This is a genomic window from Shewanella sp. OMA3-2 (genome assembly GCF_021513195.1).
Taxonomy (GTDB): domain Bacteria; phylum Pseudomonadota; class Gammaproteobacteria; order Enterobacterales; family Shewanellaceae; genus Shewanella.
Window position 1 is genome coordinate 876,579 of the sequence record NZ_CP090974.1, and the last position, 15,039, is coordinate 891,617.

Sequence of the window (15,039 nt, forward strand, 5' to 3'; positions counted from 1 at the left end):
ATGCAATGGATATAAAATATAATTTAAAACCCGCGTCAGAGCGCCGCACTGAGCAGTTTACTCCCGAAGGTAATGTGGGCTTTGGTAAGCTGCGTACCGACCATATGTTTTTGATGGATTATCGTGACGGTCAATGGTGTGATCCTCGCATTGTACCTTACGGCCCTTTTGAAATGGCTCCAGGTGCAATGACCTTGCATTATGGCCAGTCTATTTTTGAAGGCGCGAAAGCCTTTATGCATCAAGATGGTGAAATTTACACTTTCCGTTTAAACAAGAATGCCGAGCGGATGAATCGCTCAGCAGACATAGTGTGTATTCCTAACATTGATGAGCAAACCCAGTTAAATGCAATTAATAGCTTAATTGATGTCGATAGAAAGTGGTTTCCGATGCAAGATGGCGCATGTTTATATATTCGCCCTTTTATTTTTGCCACAGAAGATCGCCTATCAGTTAGCCCGAGTCAGCAATACACCTTCTGCGTTATTTTAAGTCCATCTGGCGCTTATTATGCGTCAGGTGTGAATGAAGGCATTCGCTTACTCATTACCACTAAGTTCCACCGTGCGGTTTCAGGTGGTACAGGTGCGTCAAAAGCTTCTGGTAACTATGCTGCATCATTACGAGCCGGTAAAGCAGCGGCAGAATATGGCGCTGCACAGGTGCTGTATTTAGATGCGACTAACAAGCAAATCGAAGAAGTGGGGGCAATGAACCACTTCCATATTTTAAAAGATGGTACTGTGATTATTCCTCAGTTTACTGACACCATTTTAAAATCGATTACCTCGCAGTCTATTTTAGAACTTGGTGAGTTACTGGGTTGTAAAGTACGCCAGGAAACCGTGATGTTAGATAAATTCATCGCTGATATTGAGTCAGGTGAAATTATTGAAGCCGGTGGTTTTGGTACTGCGGCAGTTGTGTCGCCAGTAACCTCATATATCTTTGAAGATCATCGCATTGTTACCGTTGGTGATGGCAAAGTTGGTCCGAATATTAAAAAGATTTATCAAGTCTTTACCGATATTCAAAAAGGTAACATCCAAGGCCCACAAGGCTGGGTTAAGCGTGTTGAACAGGTAGCACCTTAAGCTATTCTTGTTAATAGCTTAATGAAGCATACTCTTGTGTGACCCTATCAATCCGATATCAATCAATGATGTCGGATTTTTTATGCTTAAAATCTATCCCGACTCACGCTTTACCTGGGTAAAGTTCGGCATACTATTAATCTGAGTTGAGATTAGTAACATCAAACGATTTCTATAAAGTAAAACATAAACATAAACATAAACATGAATTAGCTGAAGGGTGAATATGATATTAATTACCGGAGCAAGCAGTGGTTTGGGTGCGGCATTAGCTAAATGTTATGCAGAAGAAACACAGCAAGTGGTTATCAGTGCCAGAAATGCTGCACGGTTAAACCTTGTTGCCGCTACACTTAATCAGAGAGTGCTAGGTCAGCAAGTTCAAGATCAGGGAGCGCAAGCAGTAAGGGCAATGAGTGCAGATTTAACCTCGGAAACCAGCGTGATTGCACTGTTTGATCAACTTCAGCAGGCCGAAACCGATTCATCCCCCTTAAACACGGTTATCCATTGTGCTGGCAGTGGCTACTTTGGCAATATTGACACCCAAGAAGCCGACTCGATAGCTAATTTGATTCAAAACAATGTCACCTCGGCTATTTTACTGGTACGTGAATTAGTGAAGCGCTACCGTAATCAAGCGGTTAATGTGGTGATAGTAATGTCTACGGCTGCGTTAGCCGCTAAGGCGGGGGAATCCACTTATTGCGCCGCTAAATGGGCCGTTCGCGGTTTTATCGAGTCAGTTAGATTAGAGCTAAAGGGCTATCCGATGAAAATTATTGCGGTATACCCAGGAGGAATGGATACCCAATTTTGGCCAACGAGCGGTAAAGCGCTCGATACATCTACGTTTATGAGTGCAGATGAAGCAGCAATTATGCTCAAACAAGCCCTAATTGCCACTGAACATGGTTATATCGCCGATATCACCATCAATCGAGGTTAGTCGTCTGTTTAAGCCGTTAATCTGCTTGGCAGACGACTTATCGAGTTTTTAGGCTAATTTTGTCATCATATTAATTGCAACAAGGCTTGCTGGGTTAATGCTTCCGAGTAAGCATTGATTTTTTGATGCTCAGGGCTCCAGCCTTTAATAAAACGATGAAAATCAGCCCAGGCAATAGGGTAGAGTGATCGCCAGGAGTTAACTAGCGCGCTAACATCGATATCGGGATGGTAATGACCAACGCTTTGACTTAACTGAATAAAATAAAAGTCGAGGTACGTTTCTACAGTGGTTTCTATTGTGGATATTGGCTGATTGAATGGCAGCACGCTACTTAAAAAATACACCACATCTTTCATGCCGCATCCTTGACCCACATACTGAAAGTCTACCGCTGCGGCTTGGCAATTATCTGGGGTGAAACAAAAATTAGCTAACTTAGCATCGCCATGTACTAAGGTTTTAAACGGGCAATTATTAAGAATGTAGTCTAACTCAGTTGCCGCATTTTTGAGTTTATCATCTTGTAATACGGCCAGTTCATCCGGCCGGGTGGCTAAGTGCCAGTAGGTGCCGATAGGCCATAGATCTTGGCCGTCATGCTGCATAAATTGACCGTGAAAATGTGCCAGCCAAGTTAAGCTGGCTTGAATAATAGTGCGATCACCGTGATGGTTAATACGGCTAAAGCCTATTTGAGTTAAATCTTCAAGCACCAGTAATATGGCATAACAATCATCTGCATTTGGCGAGGTTATAGCATTACCCAGCCATAAGCATTTAGGCACCACACAGTCTGCTGTGCAGTGGTTGGCGTAATCTTGATACCAATAAGACTCAACTTGGTAAGAGCGCAATTTTCTTTGATGAGACAAGTCAGTCGCCCAACCTTTGGGGTGAGTTTGAGCTTGTGGCAAGGTGATATGCTTAACAATAACGGATGCATGACGGTAACCGGTTAAATACACCTGGACTAACTCACCATAACCACCCCAAAGCGACTGAATGGACTGTACTGATTGAACACTTGTGGCGCCCAATACGTCGATAATTGCAGCTAACTGCTGAGGTTGCATATTATTTAGGGCTTATTATTGGGCGAGATAAATCAAATCGATTATCTTCAGAAATACCATAATAAGCTGAAGGGCCGCCAGCGCGAAGCACGGGTTGTGCTAAAGCCGTTTGGTAAATGCCATTGGCATCAATTAAGTGCTTGGCAATATGCACAGCAACCACTTCACCTAATACTAACCAGGTATCAATATCGTCACCTTGGGCATTTTTAAGTTGAATACACTGACTTAACTTACATTCAAAATTGACAGGGCTTTCAGCAACCCGATCAACCGAGATTATTTTGCTGGCAACAGGCGTTAGCCCTGCAAAAGCAAACTCATCTTCACCTGGGGGTAAAGTGGCAGAGGTTAGGTTCATTTTTTCCGCTAATTCACGGGTGGTCAAGTTCCAAACAAATTCACCGGTTTCAACTATATTAGCCACACTGTCTTTCCACGCTGTGCTGGCAAAACCAATAATGGGTGGAGTGTAGTTGAAACAGTTAAAAAAGCTGTAGGGCGCCAGATTACGCTGACCTTGGCCGTTGCGTGATGAAATCCAGCCTATTGGGCGTGGGCTAATAATGGCATTAAGTGGGTCATGGGCAAGGCCATGACCTTTACTGGGTTGATAAAAGTGCTGCTCGTTTGACGTCATGTAACCCTCCTTATTTGAATTTGATTGGGTAGCTTGAATAGCCCAAGGCACCCGCCAACGCTATGACTTAACGCCCACAGTATCGGTATCTATGTCATCTGCATCAGCCACTTGTTTTGAATTGATGTCATCAGCTGCGGATGTAGAAGTTGATAGTCGTAACAATATCCCAACAGTGCTGCGCCATATTTGTTGCCACATGAGCAAATCATTGAGGTTTACATGATATTAAGGTGCAGTATGCTGGTTCAATATAGGTGTTTTATGCCTGTAGATCTAGAATTACATCCTAATGATTTACATAAGCTTTAACCATTTTTATTGGTAACTAAAACATGTTAGTTGCTGGTTTTATGCAGTAGTCTAGTTTAGAGTGAATACTAACTAAATGGCAGTGTAGCCAATAAATCACAAGGAACACGAATGAATCTTACCAAGCTTGCGTTAGCTATGTCGTTATCGATTAGTCTGCTAGTTGTTCCGTATGCACAGGCTACCTCATTAGATCAAAGCGTCAAGCAAGCCTTGCCACAACTGGAAACGCTTTATCTGCATTTACATCAACATCCTGAGCTGTCATATCAAGAGAAAAACTCCAGTGCAAGAATGGCAAAAGAACTAAAAGCCATAGGATTTACTGTTACCGAAAACTTCGGCGGTTATGGCGTGGTGGGTATATTAAAAAATGGTGATGGGCCGACGATTATGCTCCGCGCAGATACCGATGGTTTACCCATTATTGAACAAACGGGAAAACCCTACGCCTCTAAGGTCACCACACTGGATGCAAATAACAATAAAGTGGGTGTTATGCATGGTTGTGGTCATGATATTCATATGACCAGCTTAATAGGTACTGCGCAGCAATTAGTACAACACAAAGCGGATTGGAAAGGCACATTGATGATGGTGGCTCAACCTGCAGAAGAAGTCGGTGGCGGTGCTAAAGCTATGTTGAAGCAAGGCTTGTTTAGTCAGTTTTCAACCCCTGATGCGGTATTAGGTTTGCATGTTAGTGCGACTATTCCTGCCGGTAAAGTGGGCGCTATTAGTGGTTATGCGCTGGCGAATGTTGATTCGGTTGATATCAAAATAAAAGGTAAAGGCGGCCATGGGGCTTACCCGCATACTACAATCGATCCTGTGGTATTGGCGGCCAGAACCGTCCTTGCTTTGCAAACAATTCCGAGTCGTGAAATATCACCGCTTGAGCCTAATGTGGTGACAGTCGGTTCGATTCACGGCGGTTCAAAGCATAATATTATCTCTAACGAAGTGATGTTGCAGTTGACGTTACGATCATACAATCCACAAGTGCGTGAGCAACAAATTGCGGCGATAAAAAGGATCACTAAAGGCATAGCGATCAGTGCTGGATTACCCGATGAGCTGATGCCTGAAGTGAACGTGCATGATGATGAGGCCATTCCATCTACTTATAATGATCCAACGTTAGCGGCAAAAGTGAAAGCCAGTATTGAAGCCGAAATAGGCGCAGATAATGTATTAGTTGCACCGCAAGTTATGGCTGGTGAAGATTTTGGCTTATACGGCAGAACGGCTGAAAAAGTACCTATTACGTTATTTTGGTTAGGGGCGGTTGAGCCAAACATATATGCCGACAGTGTTGCCAAAGGCGATACGTTACCGTCACTACACTCTAGCCAGTTTGCGCCTGATTACCCGTTAACGATTAGTACTGGGGTGAGGTCAATGACCCGAGCCGCAATAGATTTGTTTAATCAATAAATTAACAATGCCTGCTTACGCAGGCATTTTTATTTGAGCTGTTTTTTATTATAAGGGGTTATAATGCCACAAAATCACTTATTTATTATCGAGCTCACATGACCATTATTTTTACTACTAACGTCGGCGATATTCACATCGAACTTGATATGGAAAAAGCCCCAGTTAGCGCGAAAAACTTCATCAGATATTGTCAGGAAGGTTTTTATGATCAGACTATTTTTCACCGTGTGATTAAAGGCTTTATGATCCAAGGGGGTGGATTTACTGTCGATATGACAGAAAAACCGACTCATGATCCAATAGCCAATGAAGCCAATCGTGGTTTAAGTAATGTGCTGGGCACGATTGCAATGGCACGCACAGATGCACCGCACTCAGCTACAGGGCAGTTTTTTATCAACACTGCTAATAACAGCTTTCTAGACCATACCGCGACGACTAATAATGGTTGGGGTTATGCTGTATTTGGTAAAGTCAGTGCAGGTATTGAGGTAGTGAAACAGATTGAAAAGGTTAAAACAGCAACAATTGCAGGACATGAAGATGTGCCCAAAGAGCCAATTATTATTGAATCTGTGACGATAACCCACTAGACGTAACGAACCAGCAAGACAGTGGACTAAACAACATTCATTACCGAATAAGGATGCGATTCGGTAGTGGGTTGGTGTTCTTCCGCCCCAGCCACAATGATCTACTATAGACAGATTGTCACAGGCTGTTACCAAAAAAATTGCCACTATGACCACCTATCCAAATTTGCATCTTCATTGTGTAGTCTATTGATGATAAAACTAGTACTCATTAGGTGTAGCTAAGTATGTGCTAATGTAATGTTTATCGAGACAGCAGGTTTATTGGAAATACTATGCAGCTTACGGATACAGAATTTCAATGTTTACATCAAGCTAAACAGTTGCTTGAAAACCCTGGACTGGCAGCTAAGTTAACCGATTACATCGGCACACCTATTGAAAAAGGCTTTGCCTTACTGCCAAAAAGCATTAGTTCAACAGTGACTAAAGTGACTCAAGCTGCCTTAATGAAGGCGAGTCAAGCGGCCTTGTATACCTTAAAAAATCAACCCGGAACGCAGTCATCTAATAAGTTACACAAGCTGGGTGTGGCAATGAGTGGTGGCGCAGGTGGTTTTTTTGGCCTGAGCGCGATAGCCATTGAATTGCCAATTTCAACTACCATCATGCTGCGTTCAATTGCCGATATTGCCAGAAGTGAAGGCGAGGTGATCACTGAACCCGAAACACAGCTTGCCTGCTTATCTGTGTTTGCCTTAGGGGGAAATACTGCAGACGATGATCAGTCTGAACAAGGCTACTTTGCGGTGCGTACTGTATTAGCTAATTCTATTGCTGAAGCCGCTGAGTATGTTGCCAGTAAAGGCGTTTCAAAAGAAGCTGCGCCTATGTTGGTTAAATTGGTTGCCATGATTGCGGAACGATTTGGCATACAAGTGACTCAAAAGGTGGCAGCTCAAGCTGTACCCGCTATTGGTGCCGCGGGTGGGATGGTAATTAACACTCTGTTTATTAGTCATTTTCAAGATATGGCGCGGGGACATTTTGTTGTTAGACGTTTAGAGCGAAAGTACGGTGTAACGCTTGTGCGTCAATGGTATGACGACATTGAGTTAACGCCTTAACGATAAACCAAATACTCAAGATCAAAGCAACACGCTTTGTTTCAACTAAGGATAGCCACAATAATGAGATTGAACTCAGCGGTAAAAAGTATTGCTTACAGTGTGTTAGTGTTAGCTGGTTTGCATGTAAATGTGACGGTCGCGAAGGACAAATTAAGCTTTTTGGAACACACCATCGAAGCCGATATAGAATTGGTTCAGCCCACTATATCAGCCAATATTATGGACAATGAAGGCAATGAAGGCAATGAACTGATTGTTATTGGTATCGACGATAATGCACAACGTTGGCTATATATTTATGGATTTAAACAAAACAAATTAAGCTTATTAGACAAACAGCCATTAAGCCAAGCACTGTTTCGCTACGATGTTTATCAGCCTGAAGGTGACGGTCAGCAATTACAAAAACTGTACTTTTTAAGTGCCGATACCCTATGGCAATATCAGGTTGGTCATCCTGCGTTAGCATCAATATCTGAACAAGCCACCCAAAGCAAAATCAGTAAAGTGGCCAGTATTAGTTCAATTACCTTAACTCCCCAAGCTGATTTTATTTCCCGGGGAGAATTTGTTAAAGACATCAATAATGATGGTGTTGCCGATATTATTTTAAGCGACTTTAAAGCGACACATGTACTGCTTGCTAATGATGACTTAGCTACCGAATTACAGACTTTTACCTCACAATCATTACCATTATTACCGAATATTGAACTAACCGATAATGGCGCACAATACAGTCAGCCAACCTTGTTTTTTGCTGACGCTAATTTCGATAACCGAGATGATATTATCAAAGTGGGAGAGGGATTGTTAGAAGTCTATTTTCAACAAGATAACGGCCAGTTTTTGTTATCAGCAACATTTATTCCCGTGAGTCAGCCTATTAGCGGAGTGAACTGGTGGAATAAACGTGACATCTATGGTGGACAGCTAGATCAAAGCAATTTGATGTACCGTAAAGTTGAAAAACTAGACGATATTAATGGTGATGGCATAACTGATTTAGTGGTGCGCTATACCAAAAGTAGCGGTGTATTTGATAAAAGTAATGACTACGAGGTTTATCTCGGGCGCAACAAAGATAATACCCTTAGTTTTGGCCGTAAACCTAATAGTGTTATTCGAGCGGAAGGCACGCTGTCAGGACTCAGTTTTGTTGATTTAGATAAAGACAACATTGATGAAGTCTTGGTATCTGGTTTTGATATTGGTGTGTCACAAATTGTCGGCGCATTGTTATCGGGCAGCATTGATCAAGATGTTTATGTATTTAAAATGGATAAACAATTTAAATTTCCCAAACAGGCTAATGTTACCAAAGAAGTTGAATTAAGTTTTAGTTTAAGCTCAGGCCAAACAGGTGAACCTGTGATTACTTTAGGCGACTTAAATGGTGATGGTTTTCAAGAGTTACTGTTATCTGATACCGAAAAACGCTTGAAAATATTTCCAGGCCAAAGTGGTGGCACGCCCTTTTCTAGCCGCAGTGATGAGCTGGAGTTTACCTTACCAAAAGAAGGCTCACTGGTGTCAGTGACCGATATTAATCATGATGGTAAAGATGATTTACTGGTTCATTATGGCCGCCAGGATGATAAGGCATTACAGCGTAAAATATTGGTGTTTATTGCAGAGTAATGCTTAGCACGAGTTGATTTAATTTTGTTGCCACAAGTCAGTAACATTTTTGAATGTTACTGACTTGTTTATCCTCTCTGAGCATAAGACAATAGTATCAGTTCAACGTTCAAAGGAATGAAAATGTTAGCTCGTTCAATTTTAGTTATCTCGTTATTGCTTCTCTCAGCTTGTAACAGCACCATCAAAAACACTCATATAGACAAAAATCAAACTCTTGATGTAAATCACGGGGTGGTAGGCGTTCAAGTGATTAACAATAGCGATGCCTTAGCCGTTAATCATAAAGGTTGGACCGAAGTGATTGTGGTCAGATTAGATAACATGGAGGTTAGAAAGCAGCAAGCTATCGATAAAGCAAAAGAAAAAAAGAACTACTCAATTGATCAGCCAAGATTTGATTGGAAGCCAGACTTCTACTCGTTAACTCCGACTCAAGAAGGGCTAATCGATAGTCAAATATTTATCGGCTCAATGCCTGATGGTCGCTATATGATCTCCAGTTTATATAGTTTCTATAATGGCGGCGATTACACCTCTTGGTTAACTATGCCTGTAGATGTTATGGCTGGCATTTTTACTGTTAAAAAAGGTCAACTGACCAACTTAGGCAGCATTGTTTTTCAGCCATTATTAAATGTGCAAGAAAAGTCATTTTGGAGTCAACAATCTAGTAAAAAAGCCTACGTTACTCGTTTAAATACCCTGCGTGCAATTGACAGTTTTTTATTCACTCACTACCCGAATTTAGCTAATAGCCTAAATTTAGATAACGTACTGACGTGGGAAAAAGATACTTTAGATAGTTTCAGAAGTGAATTAAGTACCTTATCTCGTCAAAATGCATATGGTAAAACGGCTATGCCACTGTCGATTCATGGTAAAAGTGTTATAGCGTCTAAATTTGGCCAATTAAAATGGCAAGACAAGCAAGATAAATGGCATCAAGTTAATTTAGCGACTAATAGTCAACTTGCAGCGATATTAGAAACAGAAGATATGATAATGGTTGCGGGAGAAAGGGGCGAGATTTTTACTGCCAAAGACTGGCAACAAGCATGGACACCAGTATCAAGAGTGCCTGCAACAGAAGCCATAATTTGGTTTGGAGCAGGTAAAAGCAGCTATTATGCGATGACGCAATCGAGCAACGAATATAGCGCGTATAAATTCTCATCATTGGCCAGCGACTGGCAAAAGCTAACAAGCTTTCAACGTAACACGAATAACTTTTTAACCGTCATTGGTAATGTGTTTCCTATTATCACTAAGTCTGGTCAGCTATCTGTTTTAAATGATAAAAAGCTCTTTCAACATGACTTAATAACGGATACTTGGAAAGAGATTAGAACCGACAGCATGTTAGCTATTGCTTCTTTACCAACCGGTGACTTAGCGGGCGTAGAAGTCAGTCAATGGGACGGTATTGGCGATCAAGTTATTAGTCAAAATTCTGGTGAGTCGTGGATATCGATTAACCGTTATCTAAAATCTTTTGCCGATGGTGAAGCCGAGAAAAGTGTCCCGTTAATGTTAGCCGATGGCACAGTGTTAACCTTAGGTCGAGAAGGATTAAAGTCTACAAACGGCAAGCGCGCGTCGAGTGAGTTGAAAATAATATCAACGCATATCTCAACAGCGAATGATAAAAAATCTTGGCAATACCATGGCTTTGCTAAATCAGATTGTGAAACCTTGTTAGCTCAAATCTCATCAAAGGAAGAATTGTATTTCCTTTGTGATAAAGGCGATATCGTGTTTACCAAAGACTTCGGCATGACTTGGCAATATGTCATTGATATCGAGATTGCTGATATGCAATTTAAGTATAATCAATTAATTGAAGCCATAAAAGTTGAAAACAGTAAAGAGGCAAAGTTGAGTTCTACTCGTTTGAATGAGTACTAGGTTTGTATATCTTCACATAACGATATTCATCTCGACAGATTAATCGGTCCAAATAGGTTGATGATATATCAGCCTATTTTTGTATCTACAGTCCAAAACCTGCAATGTATTGATGTTGTTTCCCGTCTCTTAAAATCAAAACTTAGTCTGTTTACAGGTTCACAATATTATAAGTTTAGCTACGTCTACAATGGTGATTCATGCGATCAATACTGAGTAATTTTACTGGTTTATTGCCTTTTTCGCTCTAATTTTAATATGTTGAATTTTAGTTAAATAAATAATGACATCGCTGTCATTATTGTGGTGTAGTAGGGCAGTAAATCGAAAAAATAATACTATTGCATTACGATAGATATGAGGTTCTCCTATGACATTGAAAACAAAAATAATCTTGTTTGCTACCTTGCTGTTTGTGTCTAATCTAGGCATTGCCCTGGGCGGCCTGCATGCGTTATCTGACTCCAGTCAAAGTGATAATATTGCCCGTATTAATCAATTAATGAAGAACACTGCCAATATTGTGGCTCAATTTGAGCAATTTCAAAGATCAGGTGAACTTAGCGAAACACAAGCTAAGGCATTAGCAACCCAAGTACTGCGTGAAAATAAATATCACGACTCAGAATATGTTTATGTGGTCGACAATAAGATGGATTTTGTTGCCACACCGCACGACCCACAATTGCATGGCACCAGTTTTAATGACTTTGTTGATGCAAGCGGTAAAAGCATTGGCAGAATGGTGCAACAACTTGTGGGTAATCAAACTGGCAAAATTATTACCTATGAATGGACGTCTGAAAGAGATGGTGCCGTTGTCGAGTTAACCTCAGTGGTACAGCAATCTGATGTATGGCATTGGTATGTGGGTACCGGTATAAGCTACGCTGAAGCTGATGCAAGATATTGGTCTGTCGCCAGTGGCTTGTTAAGTTTTGCCATTGTTATCGCGATTATTTTATCACTCAGCTTGGCACGATTTGGCTTTAAGTTACATCATTCATTGGGGGCGGAAATTGAGCAGGTGCATCAATTTGTGTTAAGTGTATCGCGAGGTAATTTACGCCAGCACTCAGCATTTTCTGCCGCCGAGCGCGACAGTGTTGTCGGTGCAATGAATTATATGCAAGTTGGTTTGCAGGGTGTGGTTAAAGGAATTAAAACCGTTACTGACACGCTTCATCAGCAGGCCGACGGTTCAACTAAACGCTCTAATGAGCTAGACCAACTGACGCGAGCCATGCATGATGAAACGCAAATGGTGGCTTCGGCCATAACTGAGTTAACCGCATCCTCAGCCAATGTTGTTGAACACGCTAAACAAGCCGCGCAATCGGTTAATGCGGCAGAGCAACAAGGTATTAATGCCCATAGATTAACCCAAGAGTCAGCCACAACGATTTCGCTATTAGAAAACCAGATTGAAAGTGCGGGTAAAAATATTCAAGTGCTAGACGATGAAGTGAATAACATCGCCAGCGTATTATTAGTGATCCAAGGTATTGCTGAGCAAACTAATTTACTGGCATTAAATGCTGCCATTGAAGCGGCGAGAGCGGGTGAGCAAGGGCGTGGTTTTGCTGTAGTAGCAGATGAGGTTAGGCAGCTAGCGCAACGCACTCAAACCAGTACAGAACAAATTAAACAAATGATTGATAAGCTGCAAAAGGCGACCCAAGATGCTAAAGCGTCTGTAGTACAAAGTATTGCTACCAGTGAAGAAACGGTAACCAAATCAGCACGGGTAACCGACGAGCTTAAAAATATTGCCCAATCATTGTCTGATATTGCTCATATGAGTCAGCAAATATCCCAAGCGGCTACAGAGCAACTAACAGCAGGTGAAGACTCTGCCCAACGCATTGTGGTTATTGCTGACATGGCGTCTAAAACCAATACGGTTTCTGAACAGGCGCACAGTGTCAGTGAAGATGTCAAACAACTGACCTATAGTTTAGAGGCTGAAATTAAAAAATTCGAAATATAAATAGCTTACTTGATGGAAGGCCGCTGATTAGCGGCCTTTTTATTTAGTTTCGTTGTGAAAGTGAGTCACAGGAAAGGGCGCAATTTCAGCTTAGTCTTTAGCTGAATTAATCGACTTGCTTATAACGAATTATTAACATTTAATAGGGGCTGATTTTATTATTCTAATAGGGACGAAACATGAAAAGATTGGCAATAGGTTTGATTGCATTATGTTGTACGCCAAGTTGGGCTGAAACTGCATTAATTCATAACATTCAAGGCTACAGCGTTAATAATGGCCAATTACACACATTTTCAGCAGTTAAGTTTACTGACGATAAAATCACGCAAGTTTATATTGGTAAACCAGATTTAGCGCTTGAAACAGGCGTGACCATCATTGATGGTAAAGGCAAAACATTATTGCCGGGTTTAATTGACGCCCATGGTCATGTTTTGGGTTATGGTCAAAGCTTGCAACGGGTTGATTTAGTGGCCACCCAAAGTGAAAATGATGCCATTAGTCGGGCGCAATCTTTTGTAAAACAAACACCTCTACAGGGTTGGTTACTTGGTCGAGGTTGGAACCAAGAGTTATGGAACAGTAAAAAATTTCCCACAAAAGCCAGCTTAGATAAAGCTTTTGCTGATACCCCAGTGGCATTTGGTCGAGTAGACGGTCATGCCTTGTGGGTTAACAGTAAAACCCTTCAGCTTGCCGGTATTACTGCAGCCACCAAATCACCAGAAGGTGGCGAAATTATTCTAGACAGCCAGGGCCAACCTACGGGCGTGTTAATCGATAACGCAATGAACCTGGTATATGAGGTTATTCCCGGCATGACAACGGCACAGCTTAAGTCAACCTTAGTGACGGCAATGAAGTCGTTAGCCTCTTACGGCTTAACCAGTGTGCACGATGCAGGTGTCAGTATTGATAATATTAACGCCTACCAAGCACTGGCAAAAGCTAACGCCATGCCTATCCGCATTAATGCTATGTTGTCGGTCGAAGACCCTCAATATGCTAGCTATCTTGCTAAAGGGCCGATTAACACCGCTGATGATATGTTTAAAATGGACAGTGTGAAGATATCGGCAGACGGTGCCTTAGGCAGCCGCGGCGCGTCTTTATTGGCAGATTACAGTGATCAACATGGTCATAAAGGCTTAATGCTGTATTCCAACGACAAGTTAGCCGCATTAATTCTAGAGACAATGACCGCAGGGTTTCAGGTTAACACCCATGCCATTGGCGATAATGCCAATAAAGTGGTGCTAGATAACTATCAAACTGCGATAGCAAAAACCAACACAAGCGCCCTAAGACACAGAATAGAACACGCCCAAATACTAGACGTGAGTGATATTAATCGTTTTGCCGAATTAGGGGTAATAGCGTCTATTCAAGCAACTCATGCCACCAGTGATAAGAATATGGCAGAAAATCGTTTAGGCAAAACACGCTTAGCCGGAGCTTATGCATGGCGCAAATTATTAAATGCTAATGCTCGTATTGCTAATGGCTCTGATTTTCCGGTGGAGTCAGCTAATCCTTACTTTGGTTTACATGCCTCGGTCACCCGTCAAGACAGAGATAATCAACCTTTAGATGGCTGGCTATCGGCAGAAAAACTGACCCGTATAGAGGCACTTGATAGTTTCACCTTATCGGCCGCCTATGCTGGTCATCAAGACACCATAATAGGCTCAATTGAAGTGGGTAAAAAAGCCGATTTTATTTTAGTGAGTGATGATTACTTTGGCGTAAAAGCACAAGATATCTGGCGCAGTAAAGTGATAAGCACCTGGGTTAATGGCCGTGTAGTGTATCAGGCTGATCAATAATCCTAAGCCTATGTTTTGGCACTCACTCATTTACACTAACTAAAATATCCTATACCGGATATTTTAGTTAACTTCAGCCTAGATAGCCGAAATAATGCCTAATAAAAAAGCCTCATAAAGAGGCTTTAATGGATGTTAATAACGCATTGAGTTGAGGCATTACTCAGCTAAGCGTTTTTCTAACTCAGTCACTTGAGCTTGTAATGCTTCTAGCTTCTCACGGGTTTTTAATAGTACATGTTGCTGTACTTCAAACTCTTCGCGAGACACGACATCTAGCTTCATTAGTTGGTTTTGCAGTACCTGTTTACTGCGCTCTTCAAACTCTGCGGCAAATTGCTTAACACCGCTGGGTAAGTTTTCGCTGAGCTGTTTGGCCACTTCTTCAATTTTCTTTGGATTAATCATGATTTGCCTTCCTGCACCAATATTGCCGCTATTGTAGCTTAGGCATGAGCCAGCAGCAAAATATGACGTCAAAATTGTTAACTCAA

Annotated in this window: 13 protein-coding genes; 9 read left to right on the forward strand and 4 right to left on the reverse strand. The window is 41.6% G+C overall.

The annotated features are described in order from the left end of the window. Positions 1-5: 5 nt before the first annotated feature. Both L0B17_RS03960 and L0B17_RS03965 read left to right on the forward strand, forming a co-directional pair. Positions 6-1,097, forward strand: coding sequence for a branched-chain amino acid aminotransferase (locus tag L0B17_RS03960; RefSeq protein ID WP_235087744.1), 1,092 nt, complete (start codon positions 6-8; stop codon positions 1,095-1,097). A gap of 226 nt (positions 1,098-1,323) precedes the next feature. Continuing rightward, entirely contained in the window at positions 1,324-2,046 is a 723-nt protein-coding gene (locus L0B17_RS03965; RefSeq protein WP_235087746.1) for an SDR family NAD(P)-dependent oxidoreductase, read from the forward strand. 65 nt (positions 2,047-2,111) lie between these two features. Here L0B17_RS03965 and L0B17_RS03970 read toward each other — a convergent pair whose 3' ends face one another. The 3 genes from L0B17_RS03970 to L0B17_RS03980 are packed head-to-tail and all read right to left on the reverse strand — an operon-like array spanning position 2,112 to position 3,963. Next, positions 2,112-3,122: a phosphotransferase gene (locus tag L0B17_RS03970; RefSeq protein ID WP_235087747.1), complete on the reverse strand. Its 1,011-nt coding sequence runs from the start codon at positions 3,120-3,122 to the stop codon at positions 2,112-2,114. Position 3,123: 1 nt separating this feature from the next. Next, positions 3,124-3,762 carry a flavin reductase family protein gene (locus L0B17_RS03975; RefSeq protein ID WP_235087749.1) on the reverse strand — a complete coding sequence of 213 codons (639 nt, stop codon included), beginning with the start codon at positions 3,760-3,762 and terminating at the stop codon, positions 3,124-3,126. A 60-nt stretch (positions 3,763-3,822) separates the two neighbouring features. Then, positions 3,823-3,963 (reverse strand): hypothetical protein, encoded by a 141-nt coding sequence (locus tag L0B17_RS03980; RefSeq protein WP_235087751.1) that lies wholly within the window; start codon positions 3,961-3,963, stop codon positions 3,823-3,825. A gap of 222 nt (positions 3,964-4,185) precedes the next feature. Between L0B17_RS03980 and L0B17_RS03985 the strand changes: the two genes are divergently transcribed. The 7 genes from L0B17_RS03985 to L0B17_RS04015 all read left to right on the forward strand — a co-directional run bounded on the left by L0B17_RS03985 (position 4,186) and on the right by L0B17_RS04015 (position 14,545). Next, complete coding sequence (locus L0B17_RS03985) at positions 4,186-5,511, forward strand: M20 metallopeptidase family protein (RefSeq protein ID WP_235087752.1); 1,326 nt, start codon at positions 4,186-4,188, stop codon at positions 5,509-5,511. Between the two features lie 98 nt (positions 5,512-5,609). After that, positions 5,610-6,107, forward strand: a complete 498-nt coding sequence (locus L0B17_RS03990; RefSeq protein WP_235087754.1) for a peptidylprolyl isomerase — start codon at positions 5,610-5,612, stop codon at positions 6,105-6,107. Positions 6,108-6,382: 275 nt separating this feature from the next. Then, positions 6,383-7,174: an EcsC family protein gene (locus L0B17_RS03995; RefSeq protein ID WP_235087756.1), complete on the forward strand. Its 792-nt coding sequence runs from the start codon at positions 6,383-6,385 to the stop codon at positions 7,172-7,174. A gap of 63 nt (positions 7,175-7,237) precedes the next feature. After that, the gene (locus tag L0B17_RS04000) at positions 7,238-8,818 is read left to right on the forward strand and encodes an FG-GAP repeat domain-containing protein (protein ID WP_235087758.1); all 1,581 of its coding nucleotides are present in this window, start codon (positions 7,238-7,240) and stop codon (positions 8,816-8,818) included. A gap of 123 nt (positions 8,819-8,941) precedes the next feature. After that, entirely contained in the window at positions 8,942-10,726 is a 1,785-nt protein-coding gene (locus L0B17_RS04005) for a hypothetical protein (RefSeq protein ID WP_235087759.1), read from the forward strand. A 370-nt stretch (positions 10,727-11,096) separates the two neighbouring features. Beyond that, a complete protein-coding gene (locus L0B17_RS04010; protein WP_235087761.1) occupies positions 11,097-12,716 on the forward strand; it encodes a methyl-accepting chemotaxis protein in 1,620 nt (539 codons plus the stop codon). Between the two features lie 179 nt (positions 12,717-12,895). Further along, positions 12,896-14,545, forward strand: coding sequence for an amidohydrolase (locus L0B17_RS04015; protein ID WP_235087763.1), 1,650 nt, complete (start codon positions 12,896-12,898; stop codon positions 14,543-14,545). Between the two features lie 159 nt (positions 14,546-14,704). Here the strand turns inward: L0B17_RS04015 and ubiK are convergent, their stop codons facing one another. Further along, positions 14,705-14,953 (reverse strand): ubiquinone biosynthesis accessory factor UbiK, encoded by a 249-nt coding sequence (gene ubiK, locus L0B17_RS04020; protein ID WP_226412923.1) that lies wholly within the window; start codon positions 14,951-14,953, stop codon positions 14,705-14,707. Positions 14,954-15,039 lie beyond the last annotated feature (86 nt).

Coding starts and splice junctions, on each gene's coding strand:
- L0B17_RS03960 (WP_235087744.1), top strand. CDS start 6: ATGGATATAAAATATAATTTAAAACCCGCGTCAGAGCGCCGCACTGAG.
- L0B17_RS03965 (WP_235087746.1), top strand. CDS start 1,324: ATGATATTAATTACCGGAGCAAGCAGTGGTTTGGGTGCGGCATTAGCT.
- L0B17_RS03970 (WP_235087747.1), bottom strand. CDS start 3,122: ATGCAACCTCAGCAGTTAGCTGCAATTATCGACGTATTGGGCGCCACA.
- L0B17_RS03975 (WP_235087749.1), bottom strand. CDS start 3,762: ATGACGTCAAACGAGCAGCACTTTTATCAACCCAGTAAAGGTCATGGC.
- L0B17_RS03980 (WP_235087751.1), bottom strand. CDS start 3,963: ATGTGGCAACAAATATGGCGCAGCACTGTTGGGATATTGTTACGACTA.
- L0B17_RS03985 (WP_235087752.1), top strand. CDS start 4,186: ATGAATCTTACCAAGCTTGCGTTAGCTATGTCGTTATCGATTAGTCTG.
- L0B17_RS03990 (WP_235087754.1), top strand. CDS start 5,610: ATGACCATTATTTTTACTACTAACGTCGGCGATATTCACATCGAACTT.
- L0B17_RS03995 (WP_235087756.1), top strand. CDS start 6,383: ATGCAGCTTACGGATACAGAATTTCAATGTTTACATCAAGCTAAACAG.
- L0B17_RS04000 (WP_235087758.1), top strand. CDS start 7,238: ATGAGATTGAACTCAGCGGTAAAAAGTATTGCTTACAGTGTGTTAGTG.
- L0B17_RS04005 (WP_235087759.1), top strand. CDS start 8,942: ATGTTAGCTCGTTCAATTTTAGTTATCTCGTTATTGCTTCTCTCAGCT.
- L0B17_RS04010 (WP_235087761.1), top strand. CDS start 11,097: ATGACATTGAAAACAAAAATAATCTTGTTTGCTACCTTGCTGTTTGTG.
- L0B17_RS04015 (WP_235087763.1), top strand. CDS start 12,896: ATGAAAAGATTGGCAATAGGTTTGATTGCATTATGTTGTACGCCAAGT.
- ubiK (WP_226412923.1), bottom strand. CDS start 14,953: ATGATTAATCCAAAGAAAATTGAAGAAGTGGCCAAACAGCTCAGCGAA.